General features: G+C 47.3%; 17 protein-coding genes, 2 tRNA genes and 3 rRNA genes. 12 read left to right on the top strand and 10 right to left on the bottom strand.

The genetic code is table 11. The features are described 5' to 3' along the window. Positions 1–177: 177 nt before the first annotated feature. The 6 genes from rrf to ABXS78_RS00535 form a co-directional block, all read right to left on the bottom strand. Positions 178–290 (bottom strand): 5S ribosomal RNA (rrf, locus tag ABXS78_RS00560). Positions 291–404: 114 nt separating this feature from the next. Then, a 23S ribosomal RNA gene (locus ABXS78_RS00555) occupies positions 405–3,330 on the bottom strand. Positions 3,331–3,436: 106 nt separating this feature from the next. After that, positions 3,437–3,512: transfer RNA gene (locus tag ABXS78_RS00550), tRNA-Ala, on the bottom strand. Positions 3,513–3,526: 14 nt separating this feature from the next. After that, positions 3,527–3,603: transfer RNA gene (locus ABXS78_RS00545), tRNA-Ile, on the bottom strand. 97 nt (positions 3,604–3,700) lie between these two features. Next, a 16S ribosomal RNA gene (locus ABXS78_RS00540) occupies positions 3,701–5,262 on the bottom strand. Together the 16S, 23S and 5S rRNA genes with 2 tRNA genes alongside form the textbook arrangement of a ribosomal RNA operon. A gap of 397 nt (positions 5,263–5,659) precedes the next feature. After that, on the bottom strand, positions 5,660–8,293 hold the full coding sequence (locus ABXS78_RS00535; RefSeq protein WP_366248467.1) for a cation-translocating P-type ATPase: 2,634 nt from the start codon (positions 8,291–8,293) through the stop codon (positions 5,660–5,662). A gap of 180 nt (positions 8,294–8,473) precedes the next feature. Here ABXS78_RS00535 and pdaB point away from each other — a divergent pair, with 180 nt between their 5' ends. The 5 genes from pdaB (at position 8,474) to ABXS78_RS00510 (ending at position 13,143) form a co-directional block, all read left to right on the top strand. Then, complete coding sequence (gene pdaB / locus ABXS78_RS00530; protein ID WP_366248466.1) at positions 8,474–9,235, top strand: polysaccharide deacetylase family sporulation protein PdaB; 762 nt, start codon at positions 8,474–8,476, stop codon at positions 9,233–9,235. 65 nt (positions 9,236–9,300) lie between these two features. Beyond that, complete coding sequence (gerD, locus tag ABXS78_RS00525; protein WP_366248465.1) at positions 9,301–9,867, top strand: spore germination lipoprotein GerD; 567 nt, start codon at positions 9,301–9,303, stop codon at positions 9,865–9,867. 126 nt (positions 9,868–9,993) lie between these two features. Then, complete coding sequence (locus ABXS78_RS00520) at positions 9,994–11,316, top strand: ABC transporter substrate-binding protein (RefSeq protein ID WP_366248464.1); 1,323 nt, start codon at positions 9,994–9,996, stop codon at positions 11,314–11,316. Positions 11,317–11,338: 22 nt separating this feature from the next. Then, the gene (locus tag ABXS78_RS00515; protein ID WP_366248463.1) at positions 11,339–12,253 is read left to right on the top strand and encodes a sugar ABC transporter permease; all 915 of its coding nucleotides are present in this window, start codon (positions 11,339–11,341) and stop codon (positions 12,251–12,253) included. Continuing rightward, positions 12,253–13,143 (top strand): carbohydrate ABC transporter permease, encoded by an 891-nt coding sequence (locus ABXS78_RS00510; protein WP_366249847.1) that lies wholly within the window; start codon positions 12,253–12,255, stop codon positions 13,141–13,143. The genes ABXS78_RS00515 and ABXS78_RS00510 overlap by 1 nt, the downstream gene beginning before the upstream one ends. 36 nt (positions 13,144–13,179) lie before the next feature. On the opposite strand, the gene ABXS78_RS00505 is transcribed toward ABXS78_RS00510, so the two are convergent. Beyond that, positions 13,180–14,244: an Mrp/NBP35 family ATP-binding protein gene (locus ABXS78_RS00505; RefSeq protein WP_366248462.1), complete on the bottom strand. Its 1,065-nt coding sequence runs from the start codon at positions 14,242–14,244 to the stop codon at positions 13,180–13,182. 100 nt (positions 14,245–14,344) lie between these two features. Next, positions 14,345–15,019, bottom strand: coding sequence for an N-acetylmuramoyl-L-alanine amidase CwlD (gene cwlD, locus ABXS78_RS00500; RefSeq protein WP_366249846.1), 675 nt, complete (start codon positions 15,017–15,019; stop codon positions 14,345–14,347). 242 nt (positions 15,020–15,261) lie between these two features. Between cwlD and ABXS78_RS00495 the strand changes: the two genes are divergently transcribed. From ABXS78_RS00495 to ABXS78_RS00480, 4 genes are read left to right on the top strand one after another with little or no spacing between them, the layout of a single operon-like run. Further along, positions 15,262–15,474 (top strand): hypothetical protein, encoded by a 213-nt coding sequence (locus ABXS78_RS00495; protein ID WP_095224666.1) that lies wholly within the window; start codon positions 15,262–15,264, stop codon positions 15,472–15,474. A 20-nt stretch (positions 15,475–15,494) separates the two neighbouring features. Beyond that, positions 15,495–15,926 carry an NUDIX hydrolase gene (locus tag ABXS78_RS00490; protein ID WP_366249845.1) on the top strand — a complete coding sequence of 144 codons (432 nt, stop codon included), beginning with the start codon at positions 15,495–15,497 and terminating at the stop codon, positions 15,924–15,926. Between the two features lie 12 nt (positions 15,927–15,938). Further along, positions 15,939–16,121, top strand: coding sequence for a hypothetical protein (locus tag ABXS78_RS00485; protein WP_366248461.1), 183 nt, complete (start codon positions 15,939–15,941; stop codon positions 16,119–16,121). Positions 16,122–16,135: 14 nt separating this feature from the next. Continuing rightward, positions 16,136–16,570: a VOC family protein gene (locus tag ABXS78_RS00480; protein WP_366248460.1), complete on the top strand. Its 435-nt coding sequence runs from the start codon at positions 16,136–16,138 to the stop codon at positions 16,568–16,570. Between the two features lie 36 nt (positions 16,571–16,606). Here ABXS78_RS00480 and ABXS78_RS00475 read toward each other — a convergent pair whose 3' ends face one another. After that, on the bottom strand, positions 16,607–17,476 hold the full coding sequence (locus tag ABXS78_RS00475) for a cation diffusion facilitator family transporter (protein ID WP_366248459.1): 870 nt from the start codon (positions 17,474–17,476) through the stop codon (positions 16,607–16,609). A 232-nt stretch (positions 17,477–17,708) separates the two neighbouring features. Here ABXS78_RS00475 and ABXS78_RS00470 point away from each other — a divergent pair, with 232 nt between their 5' ends. The 3 genes from ABXS78_RS00470 (at position 17,709) to ABXS78_RS00460 (ending at position 18,556) form a co-directional block, all read left to right on the top strand. Further along, positions 17,709–17,906, top strand: coding sequence for a hypothetical protein (locus ABXS78_RS00470; RefSeq protein ID WP_366248458.1), 198 nt, complete (start codon positions 17,709–17,711; stop codon positions 17,904–17,906). A gap of 85 nt (positions 17,907–17,991) precedes the next feature. Continuing rightward, positions 17,992–18,153: a hypothetical protein gene (locus ABXS78_RS00465; RefSeq protein WP_366248457.1), complete on the top strand. Its 162-nt coding sequence runs from the start codon at positions 17,992–17,994 to the stop codon at positions 18,151–18,153. Positions 18,154–18,235: 82 nt separating this feature from the next. Beyond that, entirely contained in the window at positions 18,236–18,556 is a 321-nt protein-coding gene (locus tag ABXS78_RS00460) for a hypothetical protein (RefSeq protein ID WP_366248456.1), read from the top strand. A 30-nt stretch (positions 18,557–18,586) separates the two neighbouring features. Here the strand turns inward: ABXS78_RS00460 and ABXS78_RS00455 are convergent, their stop codons facing one another. After that, on the bottom strand, positions 18,587–19,135 hold the full coding sequence (locus ABXS78_RS00455; protein ID WP_366248455.1) for an ATP-binding protein: 549 nt from the start codon (positions 19,133–19,135) through the stop codon (positions 18,587–18,589). Positions 19,136–19,177: the final 42 nt, after the last annotated feature.

Here is a 19,177-nt window from a genome sequence, read left to right as displayed (position 1 = left end):
TGGCAACTAGAACATCATATCATGTTTTAACTTATGTTGTCAACATGTTTTTTATTTTCATCAGCTCCGTTCCGAAGCGACTTGAATAATATATCATGATTAAGGGCATAATGCAATACCCTAAGAAAACAAAAGATTCCTCATCCGTATAAACGGTGTAAGGAATCTTTCATCCTTGCCTGGCAGCGTCCTACTCTCGCAGGGCGAACCCAACTACCATCGGCGCTGAAGAGCTTAACTGCTGTGTTCGGCATGGGAACAGGTGTGACCTCTTCGCTATTACCACCAGACTATGCAAGAATTCAATTGGAAATGAACCCTCAAAACTAGATAAGAAACATGTCCTGCCAGACATTTCATACGGCCAAGCACCGGAGTGCTTGGACTTTGGCGTTGACTTAATGTTAGTTAAGTCCTCGATCGATTAGTATTCGTCAGCTGCACGTGTCACCACGCTTCCACCTCGAACCTATCTACCTCATCGTCTCTGAGGGATCTTACTCATTTAAAATGATGAGAAGTCTCATCTTGAGGGGGGCTTCATGCTTAGATGCTTTCAGCACTTATCCCTTCCGCACGTAGCTACCCAGCTATGCTCCTGGCGGAACAACTGGTGCACCAGCGGTGCGTCCATCCCGGTCCTCTCGTACTAAGGACAGCTCCTCTCAAACTTCTAACGCCCACGACGGATAGGGACCGAACTGTCTCACGACGTTCTGAACCCAGCTCGCGTACCGCTTTAATGGGCGAACAGCCCAACCCTTGGGACCGACTACAGCCCCAGGATGCGATGAGCCGACATCGAGGTGCCAAACCTCCCCGTCGATGTGGACTCTTGGGGGAGATAAGCCTGTTATCCCCGGGGTAGCTTTTATCCGTTGAGCGACGGCCCTTCCATACGGCACCGCCGGATCACTAAGCCCGACTTTCGTCCCTGCTCGACTTGTAGGTCTCGCAGTCAAGCTCCCTTCTGCCTTTGCACGCTACGAATGATTTCCAACCATTCTGAGGGAACCTTTGGGCGCCTCCGTTACTCTTTGGGAGGCGACCGCCCCAGTCAAACTGCCCACCTGACACTGTCTCCGAACCGGATAACGGTTCTGGGTTAGAATGTCAATACAGCCAGGGTGGTATCCCACGGATGCCTCCACCGAAGCTGGCGCTCCGGCTTCTAAGGCTCCCACCTATCCTGTACAAGCTGTACCAACATTCCATATCAGGCTACAGTAAAGCTCCACGGGGTCTTTCCGTCCTGTCGCGGGTAATGCGCATCTTCACGCATAGTATAATTTCACCGGGTCTCTCGTTGAGACAGTGCCCAAGTCGTTGCACCTTTCGTGCGGGTCGGAACTTACCCGACAAGGAATTTCGCTACCTTAGGACCGTTATAGTTACGGCCGCCGTTTACTGGGGCTTCGGTTCACAGCTTCGGGACGAAGTCCCTAACCATTCCCCTTAACCTTCCAGCACCGGGCAGGTGTCAGCCCCTATACTTCGCCTTACGGCTTTGCAGAGACCTGTGTTTTTGCTAAACAGTCGCTTGGGCCTTTTCACTGCGGCTTCTCCTTAAAAGAAGCACCCCTTCTCCCGAAGTTACGGGGTCATTTTGCCGAGTTCCTTAACGAGAGTTCTCCCGATCATCTTCGGTTACTCACCGTGCCTACCTGTGTCGGTTTGCGGTACGGGCACCTATTTCCTCACTAGAGGCTTTTCTTGGCAGTGTGAAATCAGGAACTTCGGTACTAAATTTCCCTCCCCATAACCGCCTGGAATTAATGTTGAGTGGATTTGCCTGCTCAACTTCCTCACGGCTTGGACGCGCATAACCAGCAGCGCGCTTTCCCTATCCTCCTGCGTCCCCCCATCGTTCAAGCGGATTTAGGTGGTACAGGAATATCAACCTGTTGTCCATCGCCTACGCCTTTCGGCCTCGGCTTAGGCCCCGACTAACCCTGAGCGGACGAGCCTTCCTCAGGAAACCTTGGGCTTTCGATGAAAGAGATTCTCACTCTTTTTTCGCTACTCATACCGGCATTCTCACTTCTAAGCGCTCCAGCCGTCCTCACGATCGACCTTCACTGCCCTTAGAACGCTCTCCTACCACTGACATCGTAGATGTCAATCCGCAGCTTCGGTGGTGTGTTTAGCCCCGGTATATTTTCGGCGCAGCGTCACTCGACCAGTGAGCTATTACGCACTCTTTCAATGATGGCTGCTTCTAAGCCAACATCCTGGTTGTCTAAGCAACGCCACATCCTTTTCCACTTAACACACACTTTGGGACCTTAGCTGGCGGTCTGGGCTGTTTCCCTTTCGACCATGAACCTTATCACCCATAGTCTGACTCCCAAAGTAGATTGATTAGCATTCGGAGTTTGACTGAATTCGGTAACCCGATGAGGGCCCCTAGTCCAATCAGTGCTCTACCTCCAACCATCATCCTTTGAGGCTAGCCCTAAAGCTATTTCGGAGAGAACCAGCTATCTCCGTGTTCGATTGGCATTTCACCCCTACCCACACCTCATCCCCGCACTTTTCAACGTGCGTGGGTTCGGGCCTCCAGTCAGTGTTACCTGACCTTCACCCTGGACATGGGTAGATCACACGGTTTCGGGTCTACGACCACCTACTATATCGCCCTATTCAGACTCGCTTTCGCTGCGGCTCCGTCTATACAACTTAACCTTGCAGGGGATCGTAACTCGCCGGTCCATTCTACAAAAGGTACGCCGTCACCCATTAACGGGCTTCGACTACTTGTAGGCACACGGTTTCAGGATCTATTTCACTCCCCTTCCGGGGTGCTTTTCACCTTTCCCTCACGGTACTGGTTCACTATCGGTCACTAGGGAGTATTTAGCCTTGGGAGATGGTCCTCCCGGATTCCGACGGAATTTCACGTGTTCCGCCGTACTCAGGATACACTCCGGAGGAAACCACATTTCAAGTACAGGGCTCTTACCTTCTATGGCGGGCCATTCCAAGCCGCTTCGTCTATATGGTTTCTTTGTAACTCCAAAGGAGTGTCCTACAACCCCAGAAGGCAAGCCTTCTGGTTTGGGCTAATTCCGTTTCGCTCGCCGCTACTCAGGAAATCGCATTTGCTTTCTCTTCCTCCGGGTAATGAGATGTTTCAGTTCCCCGGGTCTGCCTCGTATCACCTATGTATTCAGTGATACGTACTATCCAATAACGGATAGCGGGTTCCCCCATTCGGAAATCTTCGGATCAAAGCTTACTTACAGCTCCCCGAAGCATATCGGTGTTAGTCCCGTCCTTCATCGGCTCCTAGTGCCAAGGCATCCACCGTGCGCCCTTCTTCACTTAACTAATAACGCATGATAAATCTATAAATCGCGACAATAAATTGTCGGCTTTAAAGTTTGATGTTCTGGCATGTTGTTTCTTATCTAGTTTTCAAGGTTCACATAAAAAATGGTGGAGCCTAGCGGGATCGAACCGCTGACCTCCTGCGTGCAAGGCAGGCGCTCTCCCAGCTGAGCTAAGGCCCCATTAAAAATATAGATGGTGGGCCTAAGTGGACTCGAACCACCGACCTCACGCTTATCAGGCGTGCGCTCTAACCAGCTGAGCTATAGGCCCATCTAAAGGATATGCATTTTACAGCTTGATCCTTCAAAACTGAACAAACAACCAATTACGATGTCTACTACGAAGTAGTAGTTCCAATTATCCTTAGAAAGGAGGTGATCCAGCCGCACCTTCCGATACGGCTACCTTGTTACGACTTCACCCCAATCATTGATCCCACCTTCGGCGGCTGGCTCCAAAAGGTTACCTCACCGACTTCGGGTGTTACCAACTCTCGTGGTGTGACGGGCGGTGTGTACAAGGCCCGGGAACGTATTCACCGCGGCATGCTGATCCGCGATTACTAGCGATTCCGGCTTCATGCAGGCGAGTTGCAGCCTGCAATCCGAACTGAGAATGGTTTTATGGGATTCGCTTAGCCTCGCGGCTTCGCTGCCCTTTGTACCATCCATTGTAGCACGTGTGTAGCCCAGGTCATAAGGGGCATGATGATTTGACGTCATCCCCACCTTCCTCCGGTTTGTCACCGGCAGTCACTCTAGAGTGCCCAACTGAATGCTGGCAACTAGAATCAAGGGTTGCGCTCGTTGCGGGACTTAACCCAACATCTCACGACACGAGCTGACGACAACCATGCACCACCTGTCACGCTGTCCCCGAAGGGAACGCTCTGTCTCCAGAGTTGTCAGCGGATGTCAAGACCTGGTAAGGTTCTTCGCGTTGCTTCGAATTAAACCACATGCTCCACCGCTTGTGCGGGCCCCCGTCAATTCTTTTGAGTTTCAGCCTTGCGGCCGTACTCCCCAGGCGGAGTGCTTAATGCGTTAACTTCAGCACTAAGGGGCGGAAACCCCCTAACACCTAGCACTCATCGTTTACGGCGTGGACTACCAGGGTATCTAATCCTGTTTGCTCCCCACGCTTTCGCTCCTCAGCGTCAGTTACAGACCAGAGAGTCGCCTTCGCCACTGGTGTTCCTCCACATATCTACGCATTTCACCGCTACACGTGGAATTCCACTCTCCTCTTCTGCACTCAAGTTCCCCAGTTTCCAATGACCCTCCACAGTTGAGCTGTGGGCTTTCACATCAGACTTAAGAAACCGCCTACGAGCCCTTTACGCCCAATAATTCCGGACAACGCTTGCCCCCTACGTATTACCGCGGCTGCTGGCACGTAGTTAGCCGGGGCTTTCTGGTTAGGTACCGTCAAGGTACGAGCAGTTACTCTCGTACTTGTTCTTCCCTAACAACAGAGCTTTACGACCCGAAGGCCTTCATCGCTCACGCGGCGTTGCTCCGTCAGACTTTCGTCCATTGCGGAAGATTCCCTACTGCTGCCTCCCGTAGGAGTCTGGGCCGTGTCTCAGTCCCAGTGTGGCCGATCACCCTCTCAGGTCGGCTATGCATCGTCGCCTTGGTGGGCCATTACCCCGCCAACTAGCTAATGCACCGCGGGCCCATCTGTAAGTGACAGCCGAAACCGTCTTTCCATTTCCAATCAGGAGAAAGGAAATACTATCCGGTATTAGCTCCGGTTTCCCGAAGTTATCCCAGTCTTACAGGCAGGTTGCCCACGTGTTACTCACCCGTCCGCCGCTCATTCCGCCAGAATCACCCCGAAGGGGTCAACTGGTTTCCTGCGCTCGACTTGCATGTATTAGGCACGCCGCCAGCGTTCGTCCTGAGCCAAGATCAAACTCTCCATGAAAGTTTTGATGCATTGCTCGTTAGAGCTGACGTTGATCTTACGATCATGTCGTTTAGTTCGTAATTGGTTGTTTTGTTCAGTTTTCAAGAATCAAGTTGTTGTCGCTTGTTTCGGCGACTAGAACATCTTATCATGTCTCGGTTGTTTCTGTCAACAACCTTTTTTAAAAAACTTGATAATCTGTTTGGCGTGTTTTTTCGTCTTATCTTAGCGCCATTTAACAGTATACGACCTATTTCAATATACGTCAACATCTTTTTTCTATTAAAATTCAAAAGCTGCCGAGAGGCCCTTCTATGGAGCATCTCAGTTAACAGACTGGCAGCCCATCCAGAGCACTCATTATTCTATTTTAACATAAAGAAAAGCCCCGTTTTGAACGGAGCTTTTCTCTTTATTATCTTCTATTGCGTATAGCTTTGATGATCTCCATCAAGATGACAGCCGCAAGAGCAAGCCCTGTTGCGATGGACCAGTCTCTCCATCCGAATGCCTCCGGAATAGAGAAGATACTGCGTACTCCCGGCAATACTGTGATGCCATAAAGCAGAAAACAAATAGCTACTGCACCGAGTACATACTTATTTGTAAGGAAGCCCGCTTTGAAAATGGTCTGTGTATTGGATCTTGCAGAAAACGTTTGGAGCGTCCTGGCCAGTATAAGTGTCGTGAAGGCCATTGCTATTCCCATTTCATCAGAATGCCGTAGTCCAATATAGAAGGAAACAATCACTGCTGCTCCTATCAGCACCCCTCTGACGATTACACTTTGAAGCGTCCCGCCAGAGAATATGCCTTCGTTTATATCACGAGGTTTTCGTTTCATGACATCCGGCTCTTCCTTCTCCATACCAAGAGCAAGCGCCGGCAGGGAGTCATTGATTAAGTTGATAAACAGCAACTGCAGTGCCGTGAATGGATTCGGCATATTCAGAAAGACCGCGAAGAGAATCGCGATAATCGCACCAAGATTTCCAGCAAACAGATAGCCTATCGCCTTTTTGATATTATCAAACACCGTGCGTCCTACTCCGACAGCGTTGACGATAGAGACAAAGTTATCATCCGCCAGCACCATAGCGGATGAATCCTTTGCTACATCTGTTCCGCTCCCCATGGCTATTCCTATATCCGCTTGCTTCAGTGCAGGTGCATCGTTCACACCATCTCCGGTCATAGCAGTAATGGATCCTTTGTTCTGCCACGCCCGGACAATCCTGATTTTGTTTTCCGGTGATACGCGGGCATAGACAGAAATCCGGCCAAGCTTCTCATCCAGTTCTGCATCAGAGAGTGCATCCAGTTCCTTGCCTGTCAGTGCAAGATCCCCTTCTTCCATCAATCCGATTTCTTTTCCAATTGCCTGAGCAGTTGTTTTATGATCACCCGTAATCATGATACTGCGAATACCAGCACTTCTTGCTTCTGCAATAGACGCCGGTACAGCTTCGCGCGGAGGGTCGATCATCGCTGTGAGACCGACTAGTACAAGATCTTGTTCATCTTGCACCTTCAATGAACGCTTATCATCGGGTATCTTCTTATAACCATAAGCCAGTACACGGAGCGCATTATCGGAGAATTTTTCGTTCTGTTCCATTACTTCCTTAAGACGCATTTCATCCAATGATTGTTCTTCTCCATCAATCAGGATGTGCGTGCATCTTTCAAACATAACATCTGGTCCGCCCTTAGTCAGCATCAGCCTGTGCCCATCCAATTGGTAGACAGTAGACATCATTTTTCGATCCGAGTCAAAAGGCAGCTCCATTTCCCGCTCCTTCTCTTTTCGCAGACTAGCTGGATCCAGCCCCATCTTCTTTCCAAAGTGGATCAGCGCCGTTTCAGTTGGATCTCCGATTTCCGCGCCTTCTTCACTTACACTAGAGTCGTTACAAAGAACTGCGATATACAGAAGCAACTTCTCTGCTCTGCTCCGTACTGACTCATCTTCAGATATCCCTTCGCTTTTCCCAGGAAGGAATGTATCCGTCACAGTCATTTTGTTTTGTGTCAGTGTTCCCGTCTTATCTGTACAAATCACGCGAGTGGAACCCAGTGTTTCTACTGCTGGAAGCCTGCGAATGATTGCCTGCTGCTTGGCCATCTTGGTCGTACCCACTGCCATGACGATTGTAACAATAGAAGATAGTGCTTCAGGAATTGCAGCTACTGCTACTGCCACAGAAAAAGTGAAGGCATTGAGAAAGCCTTGTGTCATGTCTGTCTGAGCATCTCCAAACCAAAGGCGCGCAGCCTGAGCAGCGAAAATCAAAATACACAATACTAAAACAGCAATTCCGAGTCTTTTGCTGAATTCATCCAGTTTTTTCTGTAAAGGCGTCTGCTTGGATTCTGCCGTTTCGATCATATTGGCAATCTGCCCGATTTCAGTATCCTGGGCAATCGCTGTTACAATAAAGCTCCCTCGGCCGTTCACTACAAGCGACCCACTATGTACCATGTTGATACGATCTCCAATAGAAGCTTCTTCTTCAATTGCCTCTGTCTTCTTATCAGCCGCTTCGGATTCCCCCGTCAGCATGCCTTCATTGATTTTCAAAGCTTCACTGCTGATAAGCCTGCCGTCTGCCGGTACATAATCCCCAGCATCCAGCTGTACAATATCTCCTTTAGTCAGTTCCTTAGCTGGTACAGTCCTACTCTCTCCGCTACGCACCACTTTAGCTGATGGAGCTGACATCTCCTGCAACGCTTCTAATGAGCTTTCCGCTTTCTTTGTCTGAACAACACTGATGACACTATTGAGCAAGATGACCAAGAAGATGATGATGGATTCCACTACTTCGCCCAATGCCAGCTGAACAGCCGCCGCTACGAGCAGGACAATGACCATGGCATCCTTAAAAGTGGCAAGGAACAGCTTCCATACCGGATCTTTTTCTTTGCTTTTCAATTCATTGTATCCATCCGCTTCCAGTCTACGCTGTGCTTCTTCCTGTGATATACCATCTCGTGAGGTTCCCAGTTCCTGTAAAACCTCTTCTGCATCCATGCGGTAAGCCTTCACTACGTACGCCCCTTTCTGAGGTTCTCTCCTATTGGTTTCCCCCAACTGCCTCAATTAGACTCAGTTTTTTTGTAAAAGTATTGTCATTTTCATTAACGGATAACAGACAAGCATCATGTTCACGGACAGGCATGCATAGAATGGAACTACATTACGGAGACAGCGAAGGGAATGATAGGCATGCAGCACTTTTATGTATTCCGTTTCAACAAGTGGAAAAGGTGGGCATTTGTCGTAGCAGCGGCGATGTTCACAGCGTTAATCATCTGGATGGAGACGAGCAGCTCACTTTCCGTCTTTTCCTCAAAAGAAAAACCAGCAGCACTGACACAAGGGAGCAAGGAAGAGCCTAATATTGCACTCACCTTCAATATTAGCTGGGGAGATACACAAGCTATCCCTATACTGGATGAATTGAAGGAACAGAATGTCAAAGCAACCTTCTTCGTCAGTGGCGAGTGGGCCGAGCGTCATCCGCAAATCATTGATCGAATTGTCGAGGATAAGCATGAATTGGGAATGATGGGCTACAGATATAAAAGCTATATCGATCAAGAGCCTGCTCAAATAAGAAAAGACCTCTCTTATGCAAAAGAAATATTCCGTAAACTCGGTCATGAAGATGTTGAACTGCTCCGGGCACCAACCGGGGATTTCAATACTGAAATCATCCAATTGTCCGAAACCCTCGGATTGAAAGTCATTCAATATAGTGTCAATCCGCAGGACTGGCGTAATCCAGGAACACAGCTTATCGTGGATGAAGTCATGGAAGAAGCAAGCAATGGTGATATCATTCAGCTGCACGCTTCCGATTCCGTTAAACAAACGGAAAAAGCCCTGGAGACTATTCTGCCGGCGCTGAAAAACAAAGGATATCATTACGTAACTGTCAGTGAACTGATTGCCGGCGGAACACCTGAATTGAAAGAAGTGAATTAATGCATAAACACCGCACCTTCTGCGCAAAGTAAGCGTACTTACTACAGTGGAAGGAGCACATGATTATGTTTATACGGTTAGCGCCGATCTTGTTATTATCCCTATTCGTGCTTACTTCATGCACGGGCGGGCAAGCCGCGGAAAGCAGTCAGCCGGATTATGATACGACCAAACAAATGGTCGCCGATATATTGAAAACAGACGAAGGCAAAAAAGCCATCTCGGAAGTAATGTCTGATGAGACAATGCAGGATCTGGTCTCTTTGGATGCCAGTAAGGTAGAAGATGCTATCAATAAATCATGGACCTCAGAAGAAGGACAGAAATTCTGGAAAGAGCGTTTCGAGGATCCGGAGTTTGTCGCAGCCTTCGCGAAAAATATTGGTCCTGAGCAAAAGAAGCTCGTCAAAGATTTGATGAATGATTCAGATTTTCAAAAGCAGCTGCTGCAGCTGCTGCAGGATCCAAAAGTACAAGAGCAGATGCTAAACGTCATGAAGAGTCAGGATTTCCGTAAGGAGCTGGAGAAAACGATCCAGGAATCTGCCGAAACACCCATGTTTGAGCAAAAGCTAATGCAGACTGTCCAAAAAGCATTAGAAGAAGCACAATCCAAACAAAAAGAGAAGTAAATTATAAGACCTAGGCAGACTACCTCTGTCTAGGTCTTATTTATCGTTTTCTCATAAAAGCGTTTCCAACTATTTTACGATGGGTAAAGAAAAACGTTTTCATAAATCAACTGGAGGGAATTAAACATGCTGAAACGATTCAGTTTGCTGGCACTGGCATTACTCCTCTTCCTGACGGGTTGTGCTGGATTTACCGGCGGCTCAGAAGGAACTGCAGCTTCAGAAGGAAAGACCGAAGACGGTAAAGTAAAAATAGATTTCTGGACATTCTGGGGCTCCGAGATCCGCCGTCCTGTAATAGACAAAATCATTGAGGACTTTAATAACTCGCAAGACGAAATCGTAGTAGAACATACATACATACCATTCGGCGATATCTGGACAAAGGAATTAGCTGCCATCGCGGCAAATAATCCACCGGATGTTGTCATCAATGACATCAATGCCACTGCTCTTCGCGGACAGGAAGGACAAGCTGAGAACTTGGCACCTTATTTAGAAGAAGACGATATTTCCGGCAGATTCTATGAGAATCTATGGGACGCAACATTGTATGAAGGCGATTCCTACGGGATTCCATTCAATACAGACACACGACTGCTGTTCTATAACAAAGATGCCTTCAAAGAAGCAGGATTAGATCCGAACAAGCCTCCCGAAACTTGGGAAGAGCTCGAGGAGTATGCGGAAAAACTCGACGAGAAGTCAGGCGATACGTATGAACGAATTGGCTTCTACCCGCTTTATGGAGTGGGATCTGACGTGTGGCTATTGAACGGATCAGGCATGAATTATTTCAACGAGAATGATGAACCAGTCATTAACAGTGAAACAAATGTTGATACGATGGAATGGATCAAGAGCTGGAAGGATAAATACGGCGAAGATACCATCAATCGTTACCAATCTCAAATCGACAGTCAGCAGAGCAATCCTTTCTTCGACGGTTCACTCGGTATGATGGCGAACGCAGCAACCTTCTATACGCAAATACGTGACTATGCACCGGATCTTGACTTTGGTGTAGCTCCATTACCGGAGAAAACATCTGGCAGCGGGCACACAAGCTGGGGCGGCGGATTTGTAGCTGAGATTCCGAAAGGCTCTTCTCACCCAGATGAGGCATGGGAATTCATTAAATATCTAACTGACACAGAAGCTCAGGAATACTGGGCAGTGAAAAACTTCGATAATGTAGCCAATATCGAAGCATCCGAAAGTGCAGCAACATCTGATGAACTATCAGATAAAGACCAAATGGTCTATGAAATGGCAGCACAGAACCTGAATGATACATTGCTTACTCCAATGCCTGCTTATGCTCCGGATTACGTGAATCTCATCAATCCGCAGCTCGATGCTATCCTGTTAGAGAATAAACCAGCGCAGGAAGCATTGGATAAAGCCCAGCAGGACGTGGAAGAACTTGTAGAAAAAACAGCACAATAGGGTGAGTTTTTGGGGGGATACGATGAAAAAGAAAAAATGGTGGACAACGGGAAGACGTGAAAGTCTCCAAGGGTATATTTTCATTGCCCCTTGGATCATCGGCTTCCTTGCATTCACACTAGGTCCGCTGGCGTTCTCTTTGTACGCAAGCTTCACCGATTACAACATCACATCCCGCATGAACTTTGTGGGTTTGCAGAATTATGATCAGCTATTTACAGGGGATGACCTATTTTGGACATCCCTTTACAACACGTTATACTTTGTTATTTTCTCAGTTCCGCTTACAACCATAGGGGCTATCTTCATCTCGATGCTGATGAATCAAAGTCTTCCAGGCATGCGGATCTTCCGGACAATCTTCTACCTTCCGGCTGTTTTATCCGGTGTGGGTGTCTACCTGCTTTGGATGCAGCTCCTGGACCCAGGAACTGGCCTTGTTAACACCGTTCTTTCCTGGTTCGGTATCAATGGGCCGAATTGGCTGTTCGATCCGGATTGGACGAAACCGTCTCTTATCTTCATGAAACTGTGGAGTGTCGGCGGCAGTATGCTGCTTTATCTTGCGAGCATGCAAGGTATCAGCAAGAATTTGTATGAAGCAGCTGATATCGACGGGGCTGGACCATGGAAGAAGTTCCTTCATATCACGTTACCTTTGATTACCCCAGTCATATTCTTCGATATCATAACTAGCACTATCGGCAGCTTCCAAATCTTCCAAGAAGCATATGTTATGAGTCAGAATGGCTCTGGAGGACCGGCAAGTTCCATGCTGTTCTATAATCTTTATATGTGGATCAAGGCATTCCAATCGTTCGATATGGGATATGCCATGGCAATGTCATGGATCCTGTTCGTTGTCGTCCTCATCATTACGATCATAAACCTGAAGCTTGCACCAAAATGGGTGCATTACGAGGGGGATGATAAGTGATGGATATTGCAGAAAGAAAGCAGCTTGCCAAAAAACGAGAACGAAGGAAGCCAGTTTTAAACAATAACCTGTTGCGATCGTTGAATTGGGTCCTGCTCGTAGTCGGCAGTCTCTTCCTGTTATCACCAATATGGTGGATGATCAGTACCTCTCTCAAACCGATGGAGGAAATCATGCAGTTTCCGCCTACCCTGCTGCCGCAGGAATGGCATTGGGAGAATTACGTACATACGTGGCAGTCCGCTCCGTTCACGACGTATGCTGTGAACACGATTACCATCACACTTATTTGTGTGGTAGCCAACGTATTTGTGAATGCTTTTATAGCGTATGGATTTGCCAAGATTCCATTCCCGGGGAAGAATATCCTATTCACGGTCGTCCTATCAACGATGATGATTCCTGGCTTTGTAACACTCATTCCGCAATATGTTCTCTTTGCTAAGCTGGAATGGCTGAATACGTATTATCCGCTTGTGGTGCCTGCCCTTTTCGGAAGCGCGTTCAATATCTTCCTGCTCCGGCAATTCTTCCGGACGATTCCGAACGAAATGATTGAAGCCGCAAAAATGGAAGGTGCAAATCATTTCTATATCTGGAGGAAGATTGCACTGCCTCTTGTGAAGCCGGCTTTGGCAACAGTAGCTATCTTCTCGTTCAACGGTGCGTGGAATGATTTCCTCGGTCCTTTACTATATGTGAACGATGAAAATCTTTACACGCTGCAAATCGGATTGCAAGTATTCAAAGAGCAAGCGAGTACACAATGGAATTACCTGATGGCAGGCTCCTTGCTTGTATTGCTGCCTGTGATCATCTTATTCTTCGTATTCCAGAAGTACTTTATCAAAGGAGCGAATATTACAGGGTCGAGCAGCTTCGATAAATAGGAAAAAGCTGAGAGAAAAAATGCTCTCAGCTTTATTTTATTGCATATATTTCTCTAAGATCGCTCTTGCCAAGTCATCATACGCATCTCCGAGCGGGTGATTTTCTTGATATACAGCTGGTGCAAAGACTCCCTCTTCCTTGTATGGCTGTGCCAGCGGCAAGCGTCCGATCACTTCTGTATCAAGTGCATCTGCAAGCTTGTCCCCGCCACCTTGACCGAAGACATATTCTTTCTCGCCAGTAGCCTGGACTTCGTAATAAGCCATGTTTTCTACAACACCAAGGATTTCATGCTCGGTGCGAATCGCCATTTGACCAGCACGTGCAGCTACGAAAGCAGCGTTAGGGTGCGGTGTTGTAACGATGATTTCCTTGGAGGATGGCAGCATCGTATGAATATCCAAAGCCACATCGCCTGTTCCCGGCGGAAGGTCGACAAGCAAGTAATCGAGATCATCGCCCCACTGTACTTCTTTGAAGAAGCTTGTCAGCATTTTTCCAAGCATTGGTCCGCGCCAGATGACCGGACCATTATCTTCCACGAAGAAGCCCATCGAGATGATTTTCACGCCGAAACGTTCGACTGGTGTGATTTTGTCATCGACCACTTCCGGTCGTTTCTCGATACCCATCATTTCCGGAACACTGAAGCCATATATATCTGCATCGATGATACCAACTTTGAAGCCGATGCGTGCAAGTGCTACCGCCAAATTGACTGTAACCGTAGATTTACCGACACCGCCTTTACCGCTGGCGATATTGATGAATTTTGTCTTTGTATCTTTGTCCAGCAAGGATTTCTGCTGCTTGCCAGAGGATTGTGTTTGGCTGTAGCGGTCCACAATGTCCTGCGGCAGCTGATCAAAGCGCAATCCTACTGTTGCAGCTCCTGCACTTTTCAGTACATTGACAATTTCTTGCTGCAGCTGCATCTGCTCTGCTGTATTTGTTTTACCAACCAAAATTTTCACGCTGACATGACGCTTCTCTTCCTTGATCCGGATGTCTGCGATAGCGCCAGTCTCTCCTAGCGTCGTATGTAGAAAAGGATCTTCTATATCATTCAGAAGCTCCCGTACTTTTTCTTCTGTTACCATGTGAACGCCCCCTACCTAGCTTGTTCCGGAAAACGTTTTCCAGATTGCTTTTACCGCTAGTATAACACATTCTTAAGACTGCTAGGCAAGCGGCGCTCGGTCATTCATCTTCCGGCATCTTCTCGGTTGTATAGCGGAGGATACCCTCATAAATACTGAATGCCATTTGCTCCTGATAAGTGGAATCCTTCAAGAGCTCCAGCTCCCGCGGATTAGACATGAAACCGATTTCGACAAGTGCGCCTGTCGGTTCCGTGTGCTTCAGCAGGTACATCGTATTCAATGCCAGCGGTACCCGTGTCGTGTTTTCCAGATTACGTTTGATTTCATCCTGGATGAACGTTGCCAATGCTTTACTGCCTGCATTATCTTCATTGAAGAATGTTTGGGCTCCGGACCATTTGGAAGAAAGCAATGCGTTCGTATGAATGCTTATATAAAAGTCTGCTTCCTTCTCTTCTATAAAGGCTACCCGGTTCCGAATATCCTCTGATTTCCGGCGGGAAAGTCCTTTTGTATCCTCATCCGCCAGATCCACATCCTCTTCCCGTGTCAGATAGACGAGTGCACCTGCCTGCTGCAAATAGTCCCGCAGCATTTTTGAGACTGCTAATGTAATTCCTGCTTCCTGCGTACCATCTGATCCTTCCGCTCCGCCGTCTACACCGCCATGTCCCGGATCGATGACAATCGTCTTGCCAGCCAACGGCAAGGACCAGGAATGGGAAGATTCCTCTGTCGTGACAATCTTCGGTACGTAGTAAGCGAGCAGCATGATAAACAGCGCAGCTGCTATGGCTCCTGCAATCCATCTTCTAGTCATTCGTGCTTCCTCCCATACCGCGCATTTGTACACTATATGGGACAACCATTCCGGATATACGCTCTTCTTTGGAATTTATCCAGGCACTGGTATAATGAAGCTAGTAATACAATTAAAACTAAGTATACGATTGAAGCTAGCAACATGACGATTAAAAATAGCTATACAAAGTATGACAGAAAAGGACGTACAAAATGAATTTCGATAATCAGACGAAACGCTTATATTTGAATGTTGGTATTTATGTTGTGCTGGGCGGAATAAGCGCACTGCTTTATTTGCTTCATGACAATCTAATCATTATTGGCATCTGCTTACTCGTCAGCTACTTGATCAGCTACGGTATCTCCAACACTCTTTTTCCTCGCAGCAAAGATACCTTCTACCCGAAGGATGAAAGGAAGTAATGTCGTTGGCCAACTATATCATGGACTTACGTGAAACAGTCGGAACCCGACCGCTCGTCATGGCTGGTGCCGGTGTCATTGTTCGGAATGAATTCGGCCAGCTGCTCTTACAGCTAAGAGCGGATACAAAGGATTGGGGACTTCCAGGTGGCGCTTTGGAGCTCGGAGAATCACTGGAAGACACAGCCAGACGAGAGCTTTTTGAGGAAACTGGACTGCATGCAGAGCGTTTCAGCTTCCTGCGTATGTGTTCAGGACCTGAGTTCTACGCCAAGTATCCAAATGGTGACGAGGTGTATAATGTCATCTCTGTTTATGAGGCTCACGACGTTTCAGGGGAATTCACTATGCTTGATGGGGAAAGCCTGGATTTGCGGTATTTCCCTCTAGATGACCTGCCCGAACTCAACCATATCACCCAGAAGATGCTTTCTGGCCTACTTATTCCATAAAGGGGCACGATTATGACAAAAAAGACCTGGATGTACTTATTCATTATGCTAGCGGGCTTATCCATTGGCATCTACAATAACTTCACGAACGCAGGAACGTTGATGCTCGTGATTCTGCTTAGTGCCGCGGCCGTAATTATGATCTTTTTTAACATTAGTGTATGGCTCAAAAACCGACGACAAAAAAAACAATAGGAGTGTTTGCCGAAATGAACCAAATCAATTTGATTTGCTTAGGTGTGAACGACATGCAAGCGTCACTTGCTTTCTATCGTGATGGCCTGGATTTCGAGACAAGCGTAAAAGAAAACTCACCGAATATCGTCTTCTTCAACAATAGAGGCACGAAGCTGGAATTGTATCCGCTAGATGCATTACGCAAAGATATCAATGCGGATAATCCCCCTGAAACAGGCACTGGTTTTCCTGGCTTCACACTCGCTTACAATGCGAAAACGGCACAGGAAGTCGATTATGTAATCGAAAAAGCGGCACGAGCCGGTGCCACAATCGTGAAACAGCCGCAGCGAGTCGATTGGGGTGGATACAGCGGTTATTTCACTGACCCTAATGGCTATTATTGGGAAGTGGCGTTCAGCGAGCATTGGAAATTTGACGAAAACAATATGCTGATCATTGATTAAAGTAAAAAAGCCAGAAGCATAGTCGCTTCTGGCTTTTTATTGTGGTTCAACATGGACATTCACCCAGTAGACGCCATGCTCCCGCTTCAGCGTCTTCTCCACTGTTGTTGCCACATCATGTGCTTGCCGGATGTCCAGCGTGGAATTGACCAAAATTTCTGTATCGACGATGGCATTATTGCCGTAGCTTCTCGCCTTCATCGTCTTTATACCTTTTACACCTGAGATATTCATAATCGTCTCCGTATAGGAGACCATAAGTGTTTCATCGAATCCATCGGTCAGCTGGTGAGAAGAAGAAGTAAAGATCTCCCATGCCGTCTTACAGATAATCAAGCCGACAATGATTGCCGCCAGCGGATCCAGCCAAGGCAACCCTAGCTGTGCGCCGATGATACCTACTACTGTTCCTACACTGACAAGGGCATCTGATAGATTATCCTTTGCTGCAGCTTTGACAGATTGACTGTTTATTTTTGAACCTAGCCGCATATTATATCTGTACACGAAGAACATGACGATCGCCCCGAATACGCCTGTCCAGGCTGCCATCATATCTGGCGCCTCGTTAGAACCATCAAACACATTCAGCACAGCTGTATACAGCACTTGGAGACCGACTGTCATCATGATGAAGGAGGCAATAAGGCTTGCCACTGTTTCTGCTTTCCAATGTCCGTACGGATGATCCGCATCGGGTGGCTTTCTCGCCAGCTTCAGTCCGATCAATACAGCAACAGAAGCCACGATATCTGTAGCATTATTCAAACCGTCCGCCCTTAAAGCAGCCGATCCACTTAAAAATCCAACAATCAGTTTCAAACAGGACAAGACAAGATAAGCACCGATACTAATATAGACTCCGCGCTCTCCCATCTTCAGTTCCTTATATTTTTCATTTTCCAACGCCTCGTCAGCCCTTTCATTCCAGTTCCATCATCATATCAGTCCGGCATCGGGTGGGTCTACAGCAACGTTTTTTCTAGCTGCCATATGAATAGCTGATAGCTAATAGTTTTTCCCTGAGCAAAAGCGCAGATAATTCACAAAAGGGAAGCTAATCAAACGATTGATCAAAATGCTATGGCACCATCCGCCCATAGGTGCATAACCTAAGAGGAGGAAGGAGCGATGATCAGTGAATAACGATGCTGTCATTATCGAAGAGGAAAGATATGAGTTCATCGCCACGGTGATATCTTATATAGGCCTAATCCTGTCCCTGATCGGAGCAACAATTGCTCTTTACATTTCTTATGCCTCCTATAAGAGATCTGTACAGAATGCTGGAAGCGGTGAAGGATATGGCGCCGTAACAGCTGCTGTTATTGCCTAAGCATGAAGCAGCCTTTTGTTTACTACAATGTAAACGAAGGCTCTTTTTATTAGAGTCTCGAAGACAAGCCTAAGGAGGATGAATTATGAAAGAAGATTTGGAACAGCGCATCCGTCTGCTCGAGCTGGAAGTGGAAAAAATGAAAGAGGAAAACAAACACCCCAGGCACAGCTGGATATGGGCTTTCGTTCCCATACTAGCATTGCTTATCCCGATAGCTGCCATCCTTCGCGATACATTCAATTAAAAAAGCCAACTTATTTGGGCTGCTGTCCCGCGCCTTCCGCTCTTGCCCGTCATACACTGGCACAGAAAGGAAGGTGTTTTACATGCAAGAACAAAATCAAACTCTTGTACCTTATCAAGCTGACGAGCAACTCCAATATTCTTATCCTGAGTATACGGATGAATACCGACGTCGTCCCGGTTATGGCTTCGGCGGGTTCGGCCGTCCAGGATTCGGCTATGGCCGCCCAGGTTATGGCTACGGCGCACCATTTCTAGGCGGTGTTGTCGGCGGACTGATCGGCAGCACTTTACTTTATCCGCCTTATTATAACCGGCCTCGGCCTTACCCATACCCTTACTATCCTTATCCATACTATCCGTACTATAACTATCCTTACTATGGTTACGGTTACGGATATTAATATACGAAGAGGGATAACAATCCCTCTTTTTCACTTTTGTATTGTGTTAGTAATCATGGCCATGATCTGACCCACATCATTTATATCTCGTATAATGAATAGATGATCTGCCTCATCTGCCGCGGGTTCCTCTGCCTTCTTCATCCTCATCTGCCTGTCCAGGACCTGTTCGAAACTAGAAACGGTACGGAGTATACTTGTGTCACGATTTCCTCTGGCAACCCGCTCTCTAAGAATAGTTTCAGGCAAGTCGAAGTAAACAATTATACTGACAAATCCCCGCTCTCGATAATAATCAAGTAGTCTTTTTCGTGATGAGCAGTCAAGGTTAGCGTTGCTTAGTATCAGATGGGCATCTGTTCTTTTTACTGCGTAATCCACTATAGTCTGTGTGATTGCATGTTTTAGATCATGTGGTCCTGTCTTAGGAACTAGTTTTTGGTATTGGTATTGCAGAAAGAATGCATGTGTATCTTGGTCTATCATAACAGCGTGCTCCACCCTGTCTTCTAATTCTTTCGCAAATGTTGTCTTTCCACTATGTGTCTTTCCCACCATCATGATGATATACCGTTTCATAACCTTTTTTCACTCCCGACTCGGTAAACCATTATTTGGTTT

Source organism: Terribacillus aidingensis (genome assembly GCF_040703035.1).
Lineage (GTDB): Bacteria > Bacillota > Bacilli > Bacillales > Amphibacillaceae > Terribacillus.
Note: the sequence above shows the minus strand (reverse complement) of the source record. Positions and strands in the feature narration are given on the sequence as shown.